This window comes from Leeuwenhoekiella blandensis MED217 (genome assembly GCF_000152985.1).
GTDB lineage: Bacteria > Bacteroidota > Bacteroidia > Flavobacteriales > Flavobacteriaceae > Leeuwenhoekiella > Leeuwenhoekiella blandensis.
This window is the reverse complement of record NZ_CH672395.1, coordinates 587,395-607,476: the sequence shown is the minus strand read 5'-3', so window position 1 is coordinate 607,476 and position 20,082 is coordinate 587,395. Positions and strand designations below refer to the sequence as shown.

15 protein-coding genes and 1 pseudogene are annotated in these 20,082 nt (G+C 35.3%); 1 reads left to right on the top strand and 15 read right to left on the bottom strand.

Going from position 1 to position 20,082, the window contains the following annotated elements:
* Window positions 1–19: 19 nt before the first annotated feature.
* Together MED217_RS02670 and MED217_RS02665 are read right to left on the bottom strand one after the other, a co-directional pair.
* On the bottom strand, window positions 20–3,052 hold the full coding sequence (locus MED217_RS02670) for a carboxypeptidase-like regulatory domain-containing protein (RefSeq protein ID WP_009778934.1): 3,033 nt from the start codon (window positions 3,050–3,052) through the stop codon (window positions 20–22).
* Window positions 3,053–3,146: 94 nt separating this feature from the next.
* Window positions 3,147–4,220 (bottom strand): Fic family protein, encoded by a 1,074-nt coding sequence (locus MED217_RS02665; RefSeq protein WP_009778933.1) that lies wholly within the window; start codon window positions 4,218–4,220, stop codon window positions 3,147–3,149.
* A 579-nt stretch (window positions 4,221–4,799) separates the two neighbouring features.
* On the opposite strand from MED217_RS02665, the gene MED217_RS02660 reads away from it, so the two are divergent.
* Window positions 4,800–6,014, top strand: a complete 1,215-nt coding sequence (locus MED217_RS02660; protein ID WP_009778932.1) for a site-specific integrase — start codon at window positions 4,800–4,802, stop codon at window positions 6,012–6,014.
* Between the two features lie 35 nt (window positions 6,015–6,049).
* Here MED217_RS02660 and MED217_RS02655 read toward each other — a convergent pair whose 3' ends face one another.
* The 13 genes and pseudogenes from MED217_RS02655 to MED217_RS02590 form a co-directional block, all read right to left on the bottom strand.
* Window positions 6,050–6,835 (bottom strand): M90 family metallopeptidase, encoded by a 786-nt coding sequence (locus MED217_RS02655; RefSeq protein ID WP_009778931.1) that lies wholly within the window; start codon window positions 6,833–6,835, stop codon window positions 6,050–6,052.
* 14 nt (window positions 6,836–6,849) lie between these two features.
* Window positions 6,850–7,062, bottom strand: a complete 213-nt coding sequence (locus MED217_RS02650) for a heavy-metal-associated domain-containing protein (RefSeq protein ID WP_009778930.1) — start codon at window positions 7,060–7,062, stop codon at window positions 6,850–6,852.
* A gap of 20 nt (window positions 7,063–7,082) precedes the next feature.
* A complete protein-coding gene (locus tag MED217_RS02645) occupies window positions 7,083–9,341 on the bottom strand; it encodes a heavy metal translocating P-type ATPase (RefSeq protein WP_009778929.1) in 2,259 nt (752 codons plus the stop codon).
* Between the two features lie 265 nt (window positions 9,342–9,606).
* Complete coding sequence (locus tag MED217_RS02635) at window positions 9,607–10,170, bottom strand: DUF305 domain-containing protein (RefSeq protein ID WP_009778927.1); 564 nt, start codon at window positions 10,168–10,170, stop codon at window positions 9,607–9,609.
* Between the two features lie 395 nt (window positions 10,171–10,565).
* Window positions 10,566–11,447 carry a DUF4249 family protein gene (locus tag MED217_RS02630; RefSeq protein WP_009778926.1) on the bottom strand — a complete coding sequence of 294 codons (882 nt, stop codon included), beginning with the start codon at window positions 11,445–11,447 and terminating at the stop codon, window positions 10,566–10,568.
* A 2-nt stretch (window positions 11,448–11,449) separates the two neighbouring features.
* Window positions 11,450–13,852: a TonB-dependent receptor gene (locus tag MED217_RS02625; protein ID WP_009778925.1), complete on the bottom strand. Its 2,403-nt coding sequence runs from the start codon at window positions 13,850–13,852 to the stop codon at window positions 11,450–11,452.
* Window positions 13,853–14,001: 149 nt separating this feature from the next.
* Window positions 14,002–14,136, bottom strand: a pseudogene (locus MED217_RS19395) (helix-turn-helix domain-containing protein); the annotation flags it as partial.
* A 99-nt stretch (window positions 14,137–14,235) separates the two neighbouring features.
* Window positions 14,236–15,216, bottom strand: a complete 981-nt coding sequence (locus MED217_RS02615) for a glycosyltransferase family 9 protein (protein WP_050759313.1) — start codon at window positions 15,214–15,216, stop codon at window positions 14,236–14,238.
* A 119-nt stretch (window positions 15,217–15,335) separates the two neighbouring features.
* Window positions 15,336–16,385 carry a helix-turn-helix domain-containing protein gene (locus MED217_RS02610; protein WP_009778922.1) on the bottom strand — a complete coding sequence of 350 codons (1,050 nt, stop codon included), beginning with the start codon at window positions 16,383–16,385 and terminating at the stop codon, window positions 15,336–15,338.
* 351 nt (window positions 16,386–16,736) lie between these two features.
* Window positions 16,737–17,306 carry a helix-turn-helix domain-containing protein gene (locus MED217_RS19350; RefSeq protein ID WP_040532543.1) on the bottom strand — a complete coding sequence of 190 codons (570 nt, stop codon included), beginning with the start codon at window positions 17,304–17,306 and terminating at the stop codon, window positions 16,737–16,739.
* Window positions 17,307–17,310: 4 nt separating this feature from the next.
* Window positions 17,311–17,505 (bottom strand): hypothetical protein, encoded by a 195-nt coding sequence (locus MED217_RS02600; protein WP_009778920.1) that lies wholly within the window; start codon window positions 17,503–17,505, stop codon window positions 17,311–17,313.
* Window positions 17,506–17,559: 54 nt separating this feature from the next.
* Complete coding sequence (locus MED217_RS02595; protein ID WP_009778919.1) at window positions 17,560–19,362, bottom strand: efflux RND transporter periplasmic adaptor subunit; 1,803 nt, start codon at window positions 19,360–19,362, stop codon at window positions 17,560–17,562.
* Window positions 19,363–19,366: 4 nt separating this feature from the next.
* On the bottom strand, window positions 19,367–20,077 hold the full coding sequence (locus tag MED217_RS02590) for a PepSY domain-containing protein (RefSeq protein WP_009778918.1): 711 nt from the start codon (window positions 20,075–20,077) through the stop codon (window positions 19,367–19,369).
* Window positions 20,078–20,082: the final 5 nt, after the last annotated feature.

Genomic DNA, 20,082 nt, shown 5'->3' with positions numbered 1-20,082 from the left:
TTTGTTGAAATCTCGAAGGCTATTTATAGTCAATACGATCTAAAGTCACCTTAGAATTCAGTGTGTTTAGCTGAATAACTTTAGTCAATTTGGTCTCGTCCCTTGATCCGTAGTTTTTATAAATCGTATATTTTAAAAAGTTGGGATTATTCGAATCCTCTTGATCAAAGGCTTCCAGATTGATGATCCATTCTCCAGGCTCCTCGTCGTCTATAAGATAAGCTTCTGCAGCATACTCTTTATTCACTTCGTTGAGAAGTCGGTCTCGATTATCAAACAGCGTATGCGACCATTTAAAATACTTTTTCTGAGGATTTACGAATTGTAATTCAAAATCTGTGTTGGGATCGTTCCATTCAAAAACTAAACGAATATCTTGTTTAAATCCTGCTTTGAGTAGGTCTGCAGGTAAGCTTTTAAAATCAACTTTACTGCGGTGTAACGCGAGCAAATGCTTCAACTCATCAATTATCACTTCACGTAATCCTGAGAAATCGGCTTCAGGTATGGCATTTGCAAGCATTCGCTTATATAAATCAAAAGCTTTCTCATATTTGTGGGTTTCCTGATAATTCATTGCCAAATCCCGATACGTTTGAGCATCACTAGGACGTAATTCTAAAATACGCTCAAGGACCATCTGTGCTTTATCAAAATTCCCTCGTTCTTCAAGTTTAAAAACCAAAGTTTTTAATGCTTTTAGATTGTCACTTGCTAGTGCTGCAATATTGGTCAAGACAACATAGGAGTAATCAGCGTCCCATTTTTTAAAGTAATCTGAAACATTTAAAATATAAGGAATAGTCATCTGCGTCACAGATTTCTGCTTTTCATAAATACGTTGAGCTTCCTTAAAAGTTGAAGCCATTTCTAACTCTTTTGTGTAACTCGACGTATTGTTGACCTCTTCCCAGAGAGATACCTCTTGCTCACGATAGTCGTTACCTTTAATAAGTGCACGGTTTTTGTTTGCCTGATGCTTATCTTGAGTATTTACTACGCCGTCCTGTGTTATAATTTCTATCGCACCAAAAGCTGCAATACTACCATACCGATTAGTTCCTGCAAGAGATTTTATTGCTCTGATGCTTTTTATATTCTGCACGTTAATTGGAGGCAAATTGCTTAAACCGTTTCCCTGAGAATATGGAGTGCCATCAATCACAATAGCAGGATTAGGATCTACAAACATCCCTGTAGTACTTGTAACATTATTGAGAAAACTATAGCGTTTATTTGTTCCAACCCCCGAGATCAAAACTCCCGGAATTCTGCCAATGATATCATCGAGGCGCGTATCAGTTGGTAAAATTTGATTCTTTGTAAGTTCATCTACCGTATACCCAATGGCATCAACTTTTTTCTCTCCATACGGAGTGAGTCTAGTTTCTGACTCTTGCTTGATTTTTGTGTAAATATTGACTTCGTCTAAAACTGTAGTGTTAGGCTTTAACGCCACCTGCAGGTTTGTATCGGCTTCAATCACTAGTTGTTTTTCATACATACCTAAGGCATCAATGATAAGAACATCACCTTTATCAGCAGATATACTGAAATTACCCAGATTATCACTTAGTGTTTCTTTCAATGTATTTTTAACTCGAATGGCCGCTTGCGGAATAGCAATAGTATCTTCGGTATAGATCCCTCCTGTGATGGTATTTTTGTGATTATCTTCAAATGATTCATTGTCTGCCTGAAACGTAAGCATCCGCTCAAGCGCTTCGTTAACAGATAAGCTTTCTAAATTGATGTAATGTCCTTCGCCGTAAAAACTAGCTTTTTGTAAGCTTTCATGATTTGCCTCAGGGCTAGAGCTTATGCTATAGGTTGGCAGATATACCTCTTGATTCAACGCTGAAAAAATCGTGTTTCCGTTTGAAAATAATAATGCGGCATCGGCTTCAGTTGTATTGTCTTTTAAAATAGTTGCAAAATCTACCTCACCATCATAGGTAACACTTTCTAAGAACTTGATAATATTTTTTGAATCTCCATCTTTCACTGAAAATGCCCTCTCTTCCATCTTAAGCGCACTAAAAACGATCACATTTACAGAAGCATAGTTCAGATGATCTAAATATTTTCGCAACAGCTTTAATTCCTCATCAACATCACGACTGTCTGAACTCATTTTTATTGAAGCATCCCAATACACCGTAAGGTTTTTAGGTGTAATTCGAGTTCGTGGGATCACTTTGCCATTCTCGCTAGGATAAGACACTCTCAGACTAAACATCAAACCTTGGTTCACGCGTTCCCAATCATCTTGGTTATAAAGTCTGGTAAATGAAAATGTTTTATAGTCTGAACCTCCAACTTCAAAATCTATATATCTACCGTAAACCTCAATCAATTCTAAAGAAACCACGACATCTTGATCAACTAAAATATCATAAGGCTCAAGGTTTATGGTCTGCACGCCATCTCCTCTGATTTCATAAATGATATTTTGAGTTAAGATATTCTCTGCCGGGTAACCTTCTTTATAGTTATAGACATTAACCCGCACTTTAATACCACCCGAATTATTCTTTGTGATGTTGAATTTGAGATCGTGAAGCTTGGTCTTTTTATTTTCAACCTTAAACCTTGTGGCAATCTCACCTCCTAAGGCTTCGGGATTAAGCCAATAACCTGTCACGCCTTGCTTGATCCTTAACGAACCAATATTCTTTTCTTTTCGTAACTCGTTAGTTAGGACAACTTCTGCTAAACTGAAAGGCTCTGGCTCTAGATAAAATTTTGAATCTCCCGCTGCTTGCGAGAAAAATTCAGCAGCAGAAAGCGTTAGTGTTTTATAACCGATATAAGAAATTTGCAAGCTAGAATTTTGCCCAATAGTGGTTGCATCAACAGCTAAATGAAACTCTCCGTTTTCATCAGAAACAGTACCTATACTTTCCTTTAAAAAGCCAATATTCACATAAGGAAGTGCCTTTTTGGTCTCTGCATCATAAATGCTTCCGCTTATTACGGTACGGTTTTGAGCTTCAACAAGAATAGGCTGAAGCAAAATCAACAAGAGCGCAATAAGTAGTTTAGCTTTCATATTTTGAACACACCTTCTAAAGTACACATTTACTGAGGTATAAGTTCAAAAAAAAAAAAAACGTTTTAGGCAAATATTCAATCAATATTCCCTCTTATAGCTTTAAAAGCTCAAACAATTTTACATTTAAATACAGGTTTTCAACTCCGACTTTTTGTGATTTTAGGATTCCAATTGCTTCAAGCGCATTAAGGTACTCCGCTGCAGTTTGACGTTTAGCAATTCCATTATCCACCAGGTATTTAACTTTACAATAGGGTTGTTCAAATAACAGTTCTATCAACTCTTTAGAATACACTCGAGCAGGAAGTTGCTCTTTTGCGAAAACTATAGTTTCATGCATCAAACTATTAATGGAGTTAATCTTTTCTAAAGTGTATAATGCCGTTTCTTCTATTCCCTTTAAAATAAAGAGAATCCAGGCTTCCCACGCTGAATTTTCGGTTACACCTCTAAGGTTTGTATAATAGGCATTCTTATGTTCGATGATGTATTTACTTAGATAAAGTATAGGAGTGTCTAAAAGCCCGTTCTCAACCATAAAGAGCATGTTGATTACTCTACCAGTTCTCCCATTTCCATCGAAGAAGGGATGTATCGCTTCAAACTGGTAATGCATTATTGCCAATTTTATAAGAAGATCAACATCATCATCTGCATGAATATAATCTTCCAGATTTTTGAGAAGACTTCTAATTACAGTCTCACCTTCAGGTGGCGTATAAATAGTCTTACCATTACTCGTAATTTTTGTTCCGGGTGCATTACGTATGCCTGAATTGTTCTCTTTAATAGTCTGTACGATTTGAATAAAGGAATTTGTAGAGAGTGGTCTTTTACTTAAATCAGTATATCCTTCCCATAATGCCTGACGATATCTTAAAACCTCTTTTGTCTGAGCATCTGTAGTAGAAATATTAGACGAAAAAGCTTTATACAAAGTGTCCTGTGTCGTCACTATATTTTCAATTTCAGAACTATCCTTTGCTTCCTGCAAGGTAATGGCGTTTACCAGCATAGATTGATTAGGTATTTCATCTGCTCTACCCTTCAACTCCGCTAATATTTTATTAGATACAATGGCTTGCTTTAATATTTTCTTAGTTTCAACCTCAACAACTGGAGGTAATAAAGGAAGGTCGTTATAGGCTTCTTCAGGGTTGTACATGATATCGACATTTAAAAACAACTATGTCGAAGACATCGACATACTGTAAATATATGTCGAAATCTTTGCAATACATCGACATATAGCAAAGAAGACACATTGCTTTTGCTACAGTAAGTTAAGAGGTAGCTGTTTGATAATAGTTCCACCCCATTGAAATACAGAAACATATTCTTTTGCTTCCTATCAAAACCTATAAAATAAACAGACTAACACAATTGAGAAAGAAATGTATTAAGAATAGAAAATAAAAAAACCTCTGACTTTCATCAGAGGTTTTTCTTTGTACAGGCGGAGAGACTCGAACTCTCACACCTTGCGGCACTAGATCCTAAGTCTAGCGTATATTGCACCAAAGAAACACAAAAACGCTCATTTTCAATGAGTTAGTCATTTTTTCATTTTCTTTAAAGTCATTTAATATCAGTTGATTTCAGCATTTGTTGTACCTATGTTGTACCTAAAAAGCCCAATAAATTCGTATCTTTATAGAAATTGTACAGCAAAAATTGAGCAAAAAACACAATGTTGTACCTATGTTGTACCTGATTTGACTTTCGTACTCAAAACAGGTCAATTATGTCATCAAATGCAAAAATAGTTCTACGCAAAAAACCGAACACCAAGGGGCAATATCCGTTGGCTATTCGAATTACAAAAAACCGTCGTTCCACCTATCAATATGTAGGTCATTATATTGATATTGAGGAATGGGACGAGAAAAACCTTCGGGTAAAAAAATCAAACCCAAATGCTGATAGCCTAAACAAGTTGCTATCACAACAACTTTCTGATGCCAATAAGGCACTTATTGATTTACAGTCCGAATATAAAGATGCTTCAGCAAACCAGATTAAAAAAGAAATTTATGCCTCAGGGAATTCCTCAACTTTCTTTGAACTGGCACAAGAACATCTGGACGAACTGGAAGTTGCAGAAAAGTTAAACCGTCTATCTACGGACAGCGCATTGATTAGTTACATTGTAAAATTTCACAAATCTAAACAGCTTTCATTTCAAGAAATTGACGAGCGTTTTCTTAAAAAATTAATGATATACCTCAAAGTTAAACACAACCTTGCAGAGACTTCAATAATGAATATTCTTGTCCTAATCCGCTTATTATTCAACAGAGCTATAAAGCTAAAAATAGTCAGTAGGGAACTATATCCTTTCGGTGGTGACAAAATTAAAATCAAGTTTCCTGAGACTACAAAAATAGGGTTGAATATTATTGAGGTAAGAGCTATTGAAGCTTTAGATAATCTAACCTGTAATGAAATCCATACAAGGAATGTTTGGCTTTTCAGTTTCTATTTTGCAGGAATGCGGGTTACAGATGTACTCTGGACAAAGTGGTCAGACATATACGACAATAGGCTTCATTATAGAATGAATAAAAACTCAAAACTACTGTCCTTAAAAATTCCAGATAAGGTTCTAAGTATTTTAGATTTCTACAGAGATGATAAAAAACACGCTACCGATTTTGTTTTTCCTGAATTGAAAAAGGCCAATCTGGATGATGCAAAAGACATTTATAATAAAAGAAAAACGGCAACCAAAAAATTTAACGATAACTTAAAATCCATTGCCAAAAAAGCAAAAATAGACAAGAAGATTACAATGCACATTGCCAGACATACTTTTGGCAATATTGCCGGTGATTCTATTCATCCTTTAATGTTACAAAAACTATATAGGCATAGTGACTTGAAAACTACACTGAATTATCAGGCAAATTTTATCCATAAAGAAGCAGATGATGCTTTAGATAGCGTTGTTAACTTTTGAATTGTCCTACAGCAAACTTTACCTCTTAAGGTGTACTATACTTCAATTGAACCTATAAGTTTCTGATTAAAACATTTAACCAACATCTTGTATAATTCGGGATGTTTCTTTTTGAGTAAGTCTGGACGCTCGAAGAAATATTCTGAAGCTACTGCAAAAAATTCAGCTTGATTTGTACCTCCATATTTTCGGATATCAGAATGATTGTCGTTTATGGCTTCCATTTCCTTATGAATTAAATTCAACCAAGGTAATGCATATTGATGTTCTAATAATCGCTCTGGAACTCCATCTGTACTATCATCCAGCTTATCAATAAGATGCACAAATTCGTGTATGCCAGTATTACTTTTATCGGTTGTGTTTTTAAAGCCGTGGTACAATGCTTTTTTAGATAAAATCATTTGCTTCTCAAAACGTCCATTCCCAACTATTCCACCAATATTTCTTGAGTTATCCTTACTACTAAATTGCATATCCTCATTAAAATAATCTGGATATAAAAGGATACCGCTTAAGTTGGTGTAATGCCATTCTTTAAAACCAAAAACAGGGATTACTGCGCTTGCCGCAATTAAAATCTTATCCAATTCTTCCAATTCAAACTGCACAGCATCGATATAGACCTCACTTAAAAATTGCATCATTTTTTGCTGAAAAATAAGCTGCCTATCTTTTGAAAGGTTTCTGTAAAACAGCACATTATCCATCAGTAATTTGTGCCAATCCTCTGGAAATGGCTTTACACTATGGCGTTTCGCTTTTCTATAAAAATGAACAGCAAAGAGAACAATCACAACTAAAATTAAAATGTAAGCCATATTAAAAAAACGTATTAATCTACAGGTTCCGCCTTAAATCCTACTTTTTGCAAAGTTGATTTTACGTCTTCTTCGGTTGCACCATCGCTTTCAATGGTTAGGATTTTATCAGGATTAGAGGTATCTACTTCCCAACTTTCTACACCTTCTTGTTTGTTTAAAAAAGGGGTTACTTTCGATACACACCCACCACAATTGATATTTGTTTTAAATTTTAAAGTTTTCATAGTATTGAATTTATTTATTATTAAAGTTTTACTCGTTTAAGTCTTAAGCTATTTGCAACAACGGATACACTACTGAATGCCATTGCTGCACCTGCAATCATCGGGTCTAATAAAAATCCATTTACGGGATAAAGAACCCCTGCTGCGATTGGAATACCAATGATGTTGTAAATGAATGCCCAAAATAAGTTCTGACGTATGCCCAAAACAGTTCTTTTTGATAATTCCAATGCTTTTGGGATGGATTGTAAATCCGATGTTATCAAGGTCATTTTCGCTACATCCATTGCTATATCCGAACCTTTACCCATTGCAATACTCACATTGGCTTGCGCCAAAGCGTGCGAATCGTTGATACCATCGCCTACCATTGCGACTATCTTTCCATCTGTCTGTAATTTTTCAACAAAAGCGGCTTTGTCCGAAGGCATTACTTCGCCCTGGTAATTTGAAATCCCCACCTGATTTGCCACGGCGGAAGCCGTTTTATTGTTATCTCCCGTGAGCATATAGACCTCGATGCCCCTTTCTTGAAGCGTAGCGATGGCTTTTTTTGAAGTTTCTTTAATCCTGTCCGCAATTGCCAGTATCGCAAGCACTTGATTTTCGTTACCCAAGAATATGACTGTTTTTGCCTTCTCTTCCAGACTTTCTGCTGTTTGTATCAAAGAAGCGTCGATTTGAATATTCTTTTCGACCATAAGTTTATGGTTGCCCACATAATATTTTGAACCATTCTCTGATTTGGCCTTTACACCTTTTCCCGTGATACTTTCGAAGGAAGTAATTTCTGCTTGTACAATATTTTCCTCTTTTAAATGATTGACTACCGCTTCTGCCAAAGGATGTTCTGATTGTGATTCGATAGCCAAAAGAATTTCCTTGTATTCATTTTTATTTTCAAGCTTATGCTTCCAAAAAATGTCGGTTACCAATGGTTTTCCTTCCGTAATCGTACCCGTTTTATCAAGGATTACTGCATTCACTTTATGTCCAAGCTCTAGACTTTCGGCATCTTTTATCAAAATATTATTTTCCGCTCCCTTGCCGATACCCACCATTATGGCAGTCGGCGTTGCCAAGCCCAGGGCACAGGGACAAGCGATAACCAATACGGCTACCGAGGTCAATAAGGCTTGTGAGAAGGCATTATCGCCTCCTACTGACATCCAGACAATGAAGGTAACAATGGAAATCCCCAATACGATAGGAACAAATATTCCAGCAATTTTATCGACCAATTTTTGTACAGGTGCCTTGCTGCCCTGTGCTTCCTGTACCATTTTTATGATTTGGGAAAGCAGGGTTTCACCTCCCACTTTTTCTGCCTTGAATTGAAAACTTCCTTTTTGATTGACGGTACCGGCAAACACCTTCTCTTCTTTGGATTTTTGTACTGGAACAGGTTCTCCCGTAATCATACTCTCATCTACATAAGAGCTCCCTTTTGAAACTTCACCATCAACAGGAATCTTCTCTCCAGGGCGTACCAAGATGGTCTGACCAACTTGGACTTCGGAAATCGGAATCTCCTTTTCTAAGCCGTTCTCAATAATCTTCAACGTTTTGGGCTGTAATCCCATCAGTTTCTTTATTGCGGATGAAGTGTTCGATTTTGCCCTTTCCTCCAATAATTTTCCAAGGGAAATAAAGGTAATGATGACCGTGGCCGCTTCGTAATAAACGTGTGGCTCAATAGCACGATTTAACCAAAATTCCGGAAATAAGGTATTGAACACACTAAACAAAAATGCAATGCCCGTACTTAAAGCCACCAAGGTATCCATATTCGCCTTGCCACGTTTGGCCTGTTTGAAAGCATTGATAAAAAAACTACGCCCAAACCAGAAGAGAATGGGAATAGCCAATACCAAAGAAATCCACTTACCAGGTTCCCATTGCATAAAAAACATTCCAAGTACGAAGATGGGCAGCGTCAGAATAGCTGACCAAATGGTTCGGTTTTTAATGTCTTGGTAATGCTTTTGCTGAAGCTCTTGTTGTGCTTCCACTGGGTCGTCTGCATCGATAATGATATCATAGCCCACTTCACGCAGTGCGTTCTGAAGTTTTTCTTCAGAAATGGTTTCATCGTAATCGACTAAAACCGAATTGCTGGCAAAATTTACGATGGCCTTGTTTACGCCATCAGTATGGGAAAGAATCGACTCAACACTACTGGCACAGGCCGCACAGGTCATACCCGTAACTGGAAAGGATTTTTTTATGCCTGTTTTTTGTTCTTTGGGTTTGGTTTTGAATATGTTGGTTGCTTCCATTTATTACTCCGTTTTGTATTTCACAAATTTCGGAATAGAACACGGGAAAGCTGTTACGTTATTCGCTGAAAGAGTTGTTAAATTTGCTGAAAAATTGACTTGTGGTTCCTGTAAAGAGCTTTTTGCAGGCTGGCAGTTAATTTTTTTTTGAATCCATCGACCTCTAAAAGAAAAAAGATTTTCAACCTCTAAAGCCATTCCCTAATTGGAAAGATTATTTAAGGTAAATCCTTTTTCTCTTAATCGATGATGTATACTTATGTTTTTAATCGTTTAGATTTTTTGTTTCCTCATCTAGTTTACCTTCAAATTTTGGCACAGGTCTATTTTGCCTTTCACTTTCTGTTTCCACTATTCCATTTTCCTTGATGTCATTGATTAACCATTGCATTTCCATTATTTCCCTACGTTGCGCCTTGATGATTTCATCGGCAAGTTTCCTTACCCTGACATCTTTTATTTTAGAACGTTCGCTAGTTAAAATTGCTATAGAGTGATGGGGTATCATTCCTTCCATATAGTCAACACCTGTAACTGTTATTTGACTTCGAACTAGCCAAATCCCCCCTGCAATCAATAAAACCCCTAGACTCAAAATCATAATATTCTTGTTTCTCTCTTTGTACATATTTAACATATACAGAAGCATAATAATGACCATCGACCCACCCATAATCAGGGTCATAAAAAAACGGGTCTCACTGTACCAGAAATGGTCAATAATCTGATATGAATGTGTGTACATCAAAAAGAACATCGCAACCATTGAGGTGCCAATCATTGCGAAAAACTTTAAATAATTATTTGGCTTTTTTTCGTTGTTTTCCATAGTTTATATTTTTGGTTATTTTAATTAGTTTAATTTATTAAAATTTGGTTATTTTAATTAGTTTAATTTATTAAAATTTGGTTATTTTAATTAGTTTAATTTATTAAAATTAAGATTTATAGAAAACAAGTATGAACTACAATGGATAATATTTTAACTCATTTGAAATGTTAGAAAATATTAAATTATAATAGTTTAAAACACCAGAAGTATTACTAAACAATAATGATTTGAGCAATCTGATTTAGAACAAATTTGTGCTCACAATATACTATCATTTATAAAATAATCATTTATGACTTATCCTTTATGTAGACAGGACCTATAACAAGATGCTCTAAAAAAAATCTTAGAAACGTCGGTTCTCCCATAACTTCTAATTTTCTGTAATACTATTAGTTTTCCTGTTCGACAAAAGTATAAACTTGATTTACGACCTCAGTGACTCTAAAAAATCCGAAGGCATAATTATCTGGGTTCTGAAGATTTATGAAGTTTCCTCTTAGTCTTGTTGGTATGGTTGCAAAAGGGTCACCAACGTTATCACTTTGTTCTATAAGTATATGCAAAAAGTCATAATAGAGCTCAGAAATACCATACAAGTTGATATCCACCATATCTCCAGGTAATATTTCGTCTTCTGCATCGGCCTCATTTTCTTCATAAAAAATAGATACTTCATTGCCATTGGTAAATTCATCTGATACAACCACCCTTAGAGGGAATAAATCATCGCCTTCTAAAAAGGTAGCATAGTAAAAATTTGTTTCATTCTCGGGATCGTCAAAATAAATAGTAAGATCTAACTCCTCTTCATCTGAGCCACCTATACGTGATTGTTCTATCCTGTTTATTTCAGGAACTGGTATTAATGTTTCTTGTGCGATATAGGTCTCATCGTTATAGATTATCTCCAAATTATAGACATTATTAACAATAGGCTCAAAATCTGAAATAGTATACCTTCCATCTTGCTGATCCTCGAACACATAAACTTCTCCATTTGTGACATTTTCAACGCTTACAGATGCACCGACTACCGGATCTAGGGCTGTATCAAAAAACGGTGTGGTAAGACTAAGTTTAATTGTTTGATCATTTCCTGAAGTGCCTTTTTCCCAATCTAGAGACGCCTCTATAACAAGACGAGAGGCTTCAGTTGGCACAGCCACATCTACTACATCTGTGCAGGAAAAAATAACTGAACTTAGAAGTATAATCGTTACCGTTGCTTTAGATCTTAATTTGTTGATTATTTTTTTTATTCTTGAATTCATGACTAAAATTTAAAGTTATACGTTATTGATGGGATAATACCAAAAATCGAAGTTCTTAAGGCTTCATTTACACCAGTATTATAATTTTGATTGAAAGTAATCGACGCCGCATTCATTCTGTTATATAAGTTATAAATGCTAAAAACCCATTCTCCTTTCCACCGTTTATCTGGTCTGCGATTGGGTTTGTATGTTGCTGCAATATCTAACCTATGGTAGGCAGGCAGGCGATTAGCGTTCCTCTCGTCGTAGATGACAATAGAAGATCCTTCGTATTCAAATTGACCGGAAGGATAGGTAACCGGGCGACCCGTTTGATAGACCAAGTTGGAACTAAATGTCCATTTATCGGATAATTTATAGACTCCTGATAGAGATATATCGTGTGTGCGATCATAAGGTGTATTGTACCAATTGCCGTTGTTAATACCAGGACCTCCGGCATTGCCCCCAAATGAGCGTTGTTCAGATTTAGCTAGTGTATATGCCAGCCAACCGGTAAAACGGCCTTTGTTTTTTCTTAAAAGAAACTCTAAACCATAGGCTCTTGCCTCCCCATTTAAAATTTCCGTTTCTATGGTATTATTTCCTAATAGGTTGGCTCCGTCAATATAATCAATACGATTATCTGTTGTTTTATAGTAGGCTTCTACTTCAAATGAATATTTGTTATCGTTGGAATTGCGGTAGTACCCTAGGGCGTATTGGTTTGATAGCTGTGGTTTTATGTAGGGTCCGCTGGGTGTCCAAACATCTAAAGGGGTTACAGATATTGTGTTTGACAGTAAATGTAGATATTGAGCCGTACGCGTATAGCTTCCCTTTACTGATGATTTATCGGTTAATTTATATGATAATCCCAATCGTGGTTCTAAATTCCCAAATTTCCTGATTGTTTGCCCCCTTGAATACGGTGTGCTACCAACCGCTGTACCGCTTTGATAAATCCCTAATTCTTGATTGTAAACTACGGGCTGGTTATTGGCATAATTAGTGATAGTCTGCTGGCCTAGTCTGTTGAACGTACTATATCTCAATCCGTACCTTGCGGTAAGCTTATCTGTAATTGTATGCTCTGCACTTACATAAGCGCCAGCCTCAAAAGCATTTTTCTGGTCTAATATCAAAGGGTTAACTGAAGAACTTGGGGTAGACGGCACGATCTCTCCTGGATTTAAATTATAGGAAATACCATTTAGGCCAAAATCTATTTTTAATTTATCGGTTGCATAATAGTTAAGGTCGTACTTTACATTGAAATTCTCTATATCTGAAATCCAATCCAATTGATCAAAATCTAGTATTATTTGATAATCATACTTACTGTAAATAAGCGATAAATTAGAGAAAAGTTTGTCATTAAAAATATGATTCCAACGCAGGTTGGCAGAGGCATTGCCATAATTACTGTCTAAAAGACCAGAAATATTAAATACATCCCTACCAAAATACCCCGACAAATAGACTTTATTGTTTTCGTTAATTTCATAGTTGGTTTTGAGATTTAAGTCGTAAAAACTAATATTACTATTTCCCAAATCGTCCAACAAACCAGAAAAAAGCTGAGCATAAGTGGTTCTTCCAGCCAAAAGAAAGGAGCCCTTTTTATTAAACATTGGGCTTTCTACTGCAAGCCTACTTGAAATTAATCCAATACCACCATTGAGTTCCAGGTCTTTATTATTACCTTCTTTCTGTCTTACATCCAATACCGAAGACGTCCTGCCTCCAAATCTTGCAGGAATGTCGCCCTTATAAAGCTTCACATTTTTTATGGCATCATTATTAAAGACAGAAAATAATCCGAAAAAGTGAGATGTGTTATAAATGATGGCTTCGTCTAAAAGTACCAAATTCTGGTCTACTGCGCCACCTCTTACGTTAAAGCCTGCTGAACCTTCTCCATTGTTTGATACTCCCGGCAGAAGCTGGATGGTTTTTATAAGATCTACTTCACCCAATACAGCAGGTGCTAATTCAATTGTTTCCGCTTTTAAGGCAACAACTCCCATCTGCGGTTTTCTTACATTAAGTTTCTCTATGCCTTCATCTGCTGTAATAATTACCTCTTCTAAAGTGTTTGAAGCCTCTTCAAGCTCAAAATTTAACTTTATATCCTCGGTAAGTGATATTTCTTTCTTAATCTCTTTGTAACCTAAATAGGAAACGATTAGTGTATATGTTCCTTTTGGTGCTGTAATAGAATAAAAACCATACTCGTTTGTGGTTGCTCCTATAGTGGTTCCTTTTAAGTAAACCGATGCTCCCAATACTGTTTCGCCATTAATTACATCACTGATACTTCCCCGTATGGTATATTTCTCTTGGGCAAATAACGTGGTGTTAATTAAGATAAAAAGTAATGATAAAAATGGTTTCCTGAATAATTGAGTGGGATGTTTCATTTACAGTTTAATTGTTTTAAATTAGAATTATTTTACTCTGACACTAATCAGACAATAAAAATTAGATCATTGACTATTATGACGTGCTTAATAGCCTTTAAAGAACGACAGGTAAGTGCACCAGATTATTTGCCTGTTGTCCAGAATGCTTATTCTGTACCGATTATCTTATTTTTAGGAATTGAATTCTTGAATTGTGTCGGCGTCAATCCCTTGACCTTCTTAAAAGTAGCATTGAATGAAGACTTAGAGCTAAAACCAACTTCCGGTGCGATTCCGAAAAGAGTATAATGCGCATATTGGTCTTTCGCTGGAGATTTTTTGCAAACGATTGACTTTTTGGCTTTAGTGTGAAAACAACTATTAACTTCATACAACCTATTTTAGAAGATTGCCTCCTTGATTCTTTCTATTATCTCGCTTAATTTAACAGAATTAGTATCTAAGGGTATATTGTTACCTCCATAAGGTCCATAGGTTTTTGGGTCGGTAACATTAAACAAACCAAATGTAGTCGTATTTGTGGACGATGATAAATGCATTATACCGCTATCTGCTCCAATGAAAACAACAGAATTTTCAATTACCGAGGCTATTTCCCTAAGGTTATTACTATAAAAATGCACACTCTCGTAATTGATTTGAGATACATTTTCATTTGGCAATATTTCTAAAACGTTAAAATCGGTAAACTCAGTTTTTAGTTCTTTATAAAATTTTAACCACCATTTTTTCGATAGACATTTATTTCCTGTAGCAAAAGTGAAAATGCAAATAGTTTTTTTGTTGCTATTAAATAAGGCTTTAATTCGTTGATTTCCTTTTTCTATTTCTTGTCTAGATAGTTTTATTGATAGCTTCGGATACCTATCGGTGAGATAGTCTGATGGACCCAAAAATTTTCTTAAATTATAGATGGGGATTTTTGCAATATGTTCAGGTCTATTGAGCTTAGTGGTACCTGAGTTGTAAATCTTGAATTTAGCTCTTGACAACTTAACAAATATTTTGCTTGAATTCGAATCCTCACATCCCACAATGGCAATGTCATATTGATTTGAGATTAGGCTTATAGACTTTTTCAAATAGTCTATAATATTATTAAATGGCTTTTTAGGAAGGTTAAAAATTGTCTCTACACAATGATAATTGGAGAGCAATATGTAAGAAAGGTTTCCATTGACTATTAAATGTATTTTACAGTTAGGAAATTGTTTATTAATCTCTTGTATTAAAGGGGTTATTAAGAGTTGATTACCTAACCTATGATTTGGTCTTGTAATTAAAACTTTAATTTCTGAATCTCTAGGAAGACTTTCTAATAGATTGATTCTTTTGGAGTTTCTAAAAGAACCTGTTAGCATACCAAATATTCTATTCTTTAGCGGATTTAGCCTTTTAATTAACAATTTTAGAAGGATTTAAATTCCTTCAAAGAACGACATCCAAGTGTACCAGATTATTTTCCTGTTGTCCAGAATGCTTATTCTGTACCAGTTTCATTTTTTTTAGCAATGGAATGCTTAAATTGTGAAGGTGTCATCCCCTTGATTTTCTTAAAAGTGGCATTAAAGGAGGACTTAGAGCTAAAACCAACTTCTGAGGCAATTCCGAAAAGGGTATAATGAGCATACTGGTTGTTTTGCAGGTTAACGACAAAGGCTTCAATCCTATATCCATTGACAAAATCCTGAAAACTGATATTCATATGTATGTTCAGAACTTCAGAAATATATTGCCTTGGAATATTTAATTTATTTGAAACCCTATGGATTGATAACCTAGAATCCATATACAGCTTTTCCTTTTCCATTATTTGGATCAAGGCTTTTTTATAGTTTTCAATAGTCTCAGGTTTTAAGCTTGAAGATTTGTATTTGGTAATTTTGGCGTTAGGTATAAGCTCCTTTGGCCTCAAAATTAAATAAAACGTTATGAAATAAAATAGGAACGCAACGATAAGAATCAGATAGGTATTAAAATCATCATCATCAAAAAACAAAATGGGCTCCATCTCAAACAAATCGAAAACACCATTTATGTATGAAATGCTCATTATTAAAATAATAGGAACAACGAAATACAAAACCCTATTAGCCCTTTTAGTTCTAAGTAAATCGTATAAGATATGGACTAAGTAACCCAAAAACACAAACTCGATCAATGTCTCAGCAATCTCTAAAAATTCGTTTTCCCGTTCTGAAAAAATCTCCAATGTTTCACTTAAAAATAAAAATATACTAGGTAAGAAAAACAAATAGTCCCTTTTTAAAAAAACCTCTTTATCAGAATTTAAATACTTGAAGTATAAAAAAAGAAATGTAAGAAATAATGAGCTGTCAAAGAAGAACCAATCTGCATCTTCGACGAAAAGGTTATTATCGTCATCACCAACTATGTATAACAGCACTGATATGATACCTCCACAAAAAAGCCAAAAGGTTATTTTTCTATATTTTCTTTTGTTCTTGTAAAAGACCAGTAGGAGGAAAAGGCCTTGTACCAAGGCAACTATTTGAATGATTTTAAGCATTGATTATAATTTAATCATATAATATTTGAAAATTTTATATCACAAGCATTTTAACGAAATCTTGGAACAGGATGCCTTTCACAAATCATTATAAGAGACATCTATTTTGAGAAAGAAAATGTACCCTGAATTTCAATCTAATCTATCCTTATATTAAAAGAGGCTGCTTATCGAACATATGAGAAAACTGAACGGCATAAGGTGTCACCAAAGCTATTAGGAGTGTAACTGGACCTATACTAGCACCTATCAGTTTTTGTAATTCATTATACTTTTTAGTGAATAAGAAGTTAAAGTTGTATGTCAGCAAACTGGCTAATAATAAGTCGTATACTTTTCTGAAAAAAATTATTAATAAACATCATCCAAAAATTTTCTGTTATGAATGGTACTCTTCTTAAATTGCGTTGGCGTCATTCCCGTTACTTTCTTGAATTGGTTACTCAAATAAGCAACGCTGCTATAATTTAATTGAAAAGCTATTTCACTTAATGTTAATTCATCATAGGCTATAAGTTCTTTTATACGCTCAATTTTTTGGTTGATGATGTACTGCTCGAAAGTGATGCTCTCGACCGAAGAGAATAGCGAACTTAAATATTTGTAATCTAGACGCAATATTTCACTTATAAAGTCCGGCCATTTAACATTCAATCCTTCTGACGAGTGATAGATTTTACCTACCACCAAATTCTTCATTTTCTCAATAAGTTGGCCCTTCCGATTGTTTATTAAACCAAACCCTTTCTTTTTAAGTGTGTTAGATAAAATTTCCCTTTTTTCTTTATTAAGCTGCGATACTAATTCTACCTCACCCAACCTTATACTACTGTATGGAATATTCAACCCTATTAAAATACCGGAAACCGCCTCTATACATCTTGGACAGACCATATTCTTTATGTGAATTATAGAGCTCATTTTTTTAAAATAACTTTAATCCAGCTTTTGAAAGCGAATAATAATATGCAGCAATGGCGGCAATAAGGAATACGATAATAATGGCCAATACACCAATAATTTTATCTTTTCTAGAAATATTATTTTTGTATATGCGCTTATTCCTTTCTGCTTTTCTTCTATTTCTTCTACTTTCACTCATCATCATTCTTCTTACCATTGCGTTTATTTTTTTATGGTATTAGGTAAATATTGATTCAACCTATGAGATTATCTATTCTATAGTCTCCCTTACTTCACCGCATTTTAGCATTGCTTCTCCGTAATACGGATTGCGAATTTCTTCTTCGAGACTTAACCAAAATGCACCTTTATTGTTATCTGCCATAGGGCAAAAATCACGGTATACTTTTTGGTTAACTCCAAAAAGCTTTATACCACTTGTTATATGAGCAGAAAGATGCTTAAAATGACCTCTTTGTGTGGCTATATCTGAATTATTTTCAATGGCATTTGCAGAGTTTTTCAGTTCTTTTTGAATCGTCATCCAATGGTTATGTGCTTCCTCATTAGTCAATAATTTCATATCTACCTTTGCTAGATTCTGACCTATTTTTTTTGCTGCAGTCTGTGCTTCTGTGGCATTGTCATTAACAAGGGCATCCTTTAGAAGAATATAGTCTTCAAAAACCCTTTTTAATTGATTTTGAAATTTGCTGGCAACTTCTATTCTTTTGTTCATCTCTGAATGACTTGTGTTGTTCATTTTATCTCCCGAACCATCATTTTGCATCCCTAAGTGCCCTTCGTGTCCTGTCATTGTTTTGCCCCCTTCAGCATTCATCATAGATTTCTTTCCTTGCAATTGAGCTGCAGCGTCTACAGTAAATGTTCCATTTGTTACGATTTCATCACCATTTTGCAACCCTTCGATAATGGTATAGGTGTCTCCACTAGCATTACCAAGTAATACGTCACGCATTTCAAAAACTGGCTCATTAGGGTTAGTCTTAACGTAAACCACAGAACGTTCTCCTGTCCACATTACTGCACTTGCTGGTACATTGATGGCTTCGTTCATCTGCATTTCAGTCCCTTCAACCTTTCCTTCTACAAACATTCCTGGTTTAAATTTGTCTTTTCTATTATTTAATACAGCACGTACAACTATGGTTCTTGTAGCTGAATTAAGAAGTGGGTCTATAAATGAAATTTTAGCATTAAACTCTTGATTTGGATAGGCATTAGTAACAATTTTAATACTTTGGCCTTCTTTTAATGAAGCTATTTGGTTTTCATACGCATCGAACTCTGCCCAAACAGTATTTAAATTTGCTATTTTGTAAAGCGGTTGACCCAGTTTTACATAATCACCTTCTTCCACCATTTTATGAGTAACGGTTCCTGAAACAGTGGCATATACAGGAAAGTATTCCTGCACTTTTCCTGCCTGCTCAATAGAATTAATTTGCTTTTCTGAAAGTTTCCATAATTTGAGTTTGTTTCGGACAGCTGAATATAATTCTGGTTGAGATTCCTTTAGGGAAGCAGCTGTTAAGAGTTCTTGTTGAGCGGACACCAATTCCGGCGAATAAATAGTTGCCAAACGCTGCCCTTTACCAACTCTTTCACCCGTAGAGTTCACGTAAAGCCTTTCGATTCTTCCTGCAAAATAAGTTACCTGAACAGCATTGGACTCTTCATTTTCCCTTATTTTTCCCGATAGTTTAAGTGTACCCGCTTCAATGGCTCCTGACCCTACTACGGTTGTTTGAATATTAGCCAATGCCATTGCGTTTTCAGTCATTTTAAACTGGTCTGCCAATAACCCATCGGCACCTGTTTCTGCAGGTATTAAATCCATACCACATATCGGGCAATCACCCGGTTCAGGTTGCATTATCTGTGGGTGCATCGAACAAGTCCACATTTGACCTGATGCAATTTCCTCTGAATGATTGTGGTCGTCTTTTACCTTGTTTGTTGCAGTATCAGCAGAACCTCCACCAAAGATTAGATAGCCCCCTAGCAGGCCAACAATTAATGCAACACCTATGTATATGATGTTTTTATTCATAATATTATTTATTTTTCTTTTTTATTATCTTTCTGATTGTAGGTGATGATGTATACCATAGTAAAAACCCACTCAATACTGTTATTAATCCCAATAATGAGAATGCCCTTAAAACGGTGGTGTTAAAATTATCTCGACCTTCATAATCCATTGTATGTGTCATCCATAGAAAATCGAACCAACGCCAACGGCGATGCCTAACAGTTTGGAATTTCCCATCATTTACTGACACATAGGCTTTTAAAGCTTCATTATCTGCATAGGATATCACATAAGCCGGCAATAGCCTTTCTCGATACTCGTGCTGTTTGCCTACTTCTGTGATACGCTCCACATTAATAATTTCTAATTCTTTCTTCATATACTGTTTTGCTACATAAACTGCCTCGTCTTTGCTTATTTCTGATTTTAGTTCTCCATTTAAGGCATTGAAAAGCTGTTGTTCATTTATCCAGTAATAGGGTATTTTATTTATATCTCTTAGTTCTATTGTGCGTATGCCTTTTGGCACGTCTAATTGAGCAGGACTTAAAAGGTTTTGAAATGCCTTTGGCTGATACTGTAAATTCTTAAACTGGTCACCGTGTATATCATCTATATCGGTCCAACTAAAATATAAACCACTGATAGTCCACATTAGGAATTGGATGCCAATGAAAAGACCTAAGTATCTATGAGTCTTTCTAATTTTTAGTGCCGTTTTTCTACCTATCATTAGCC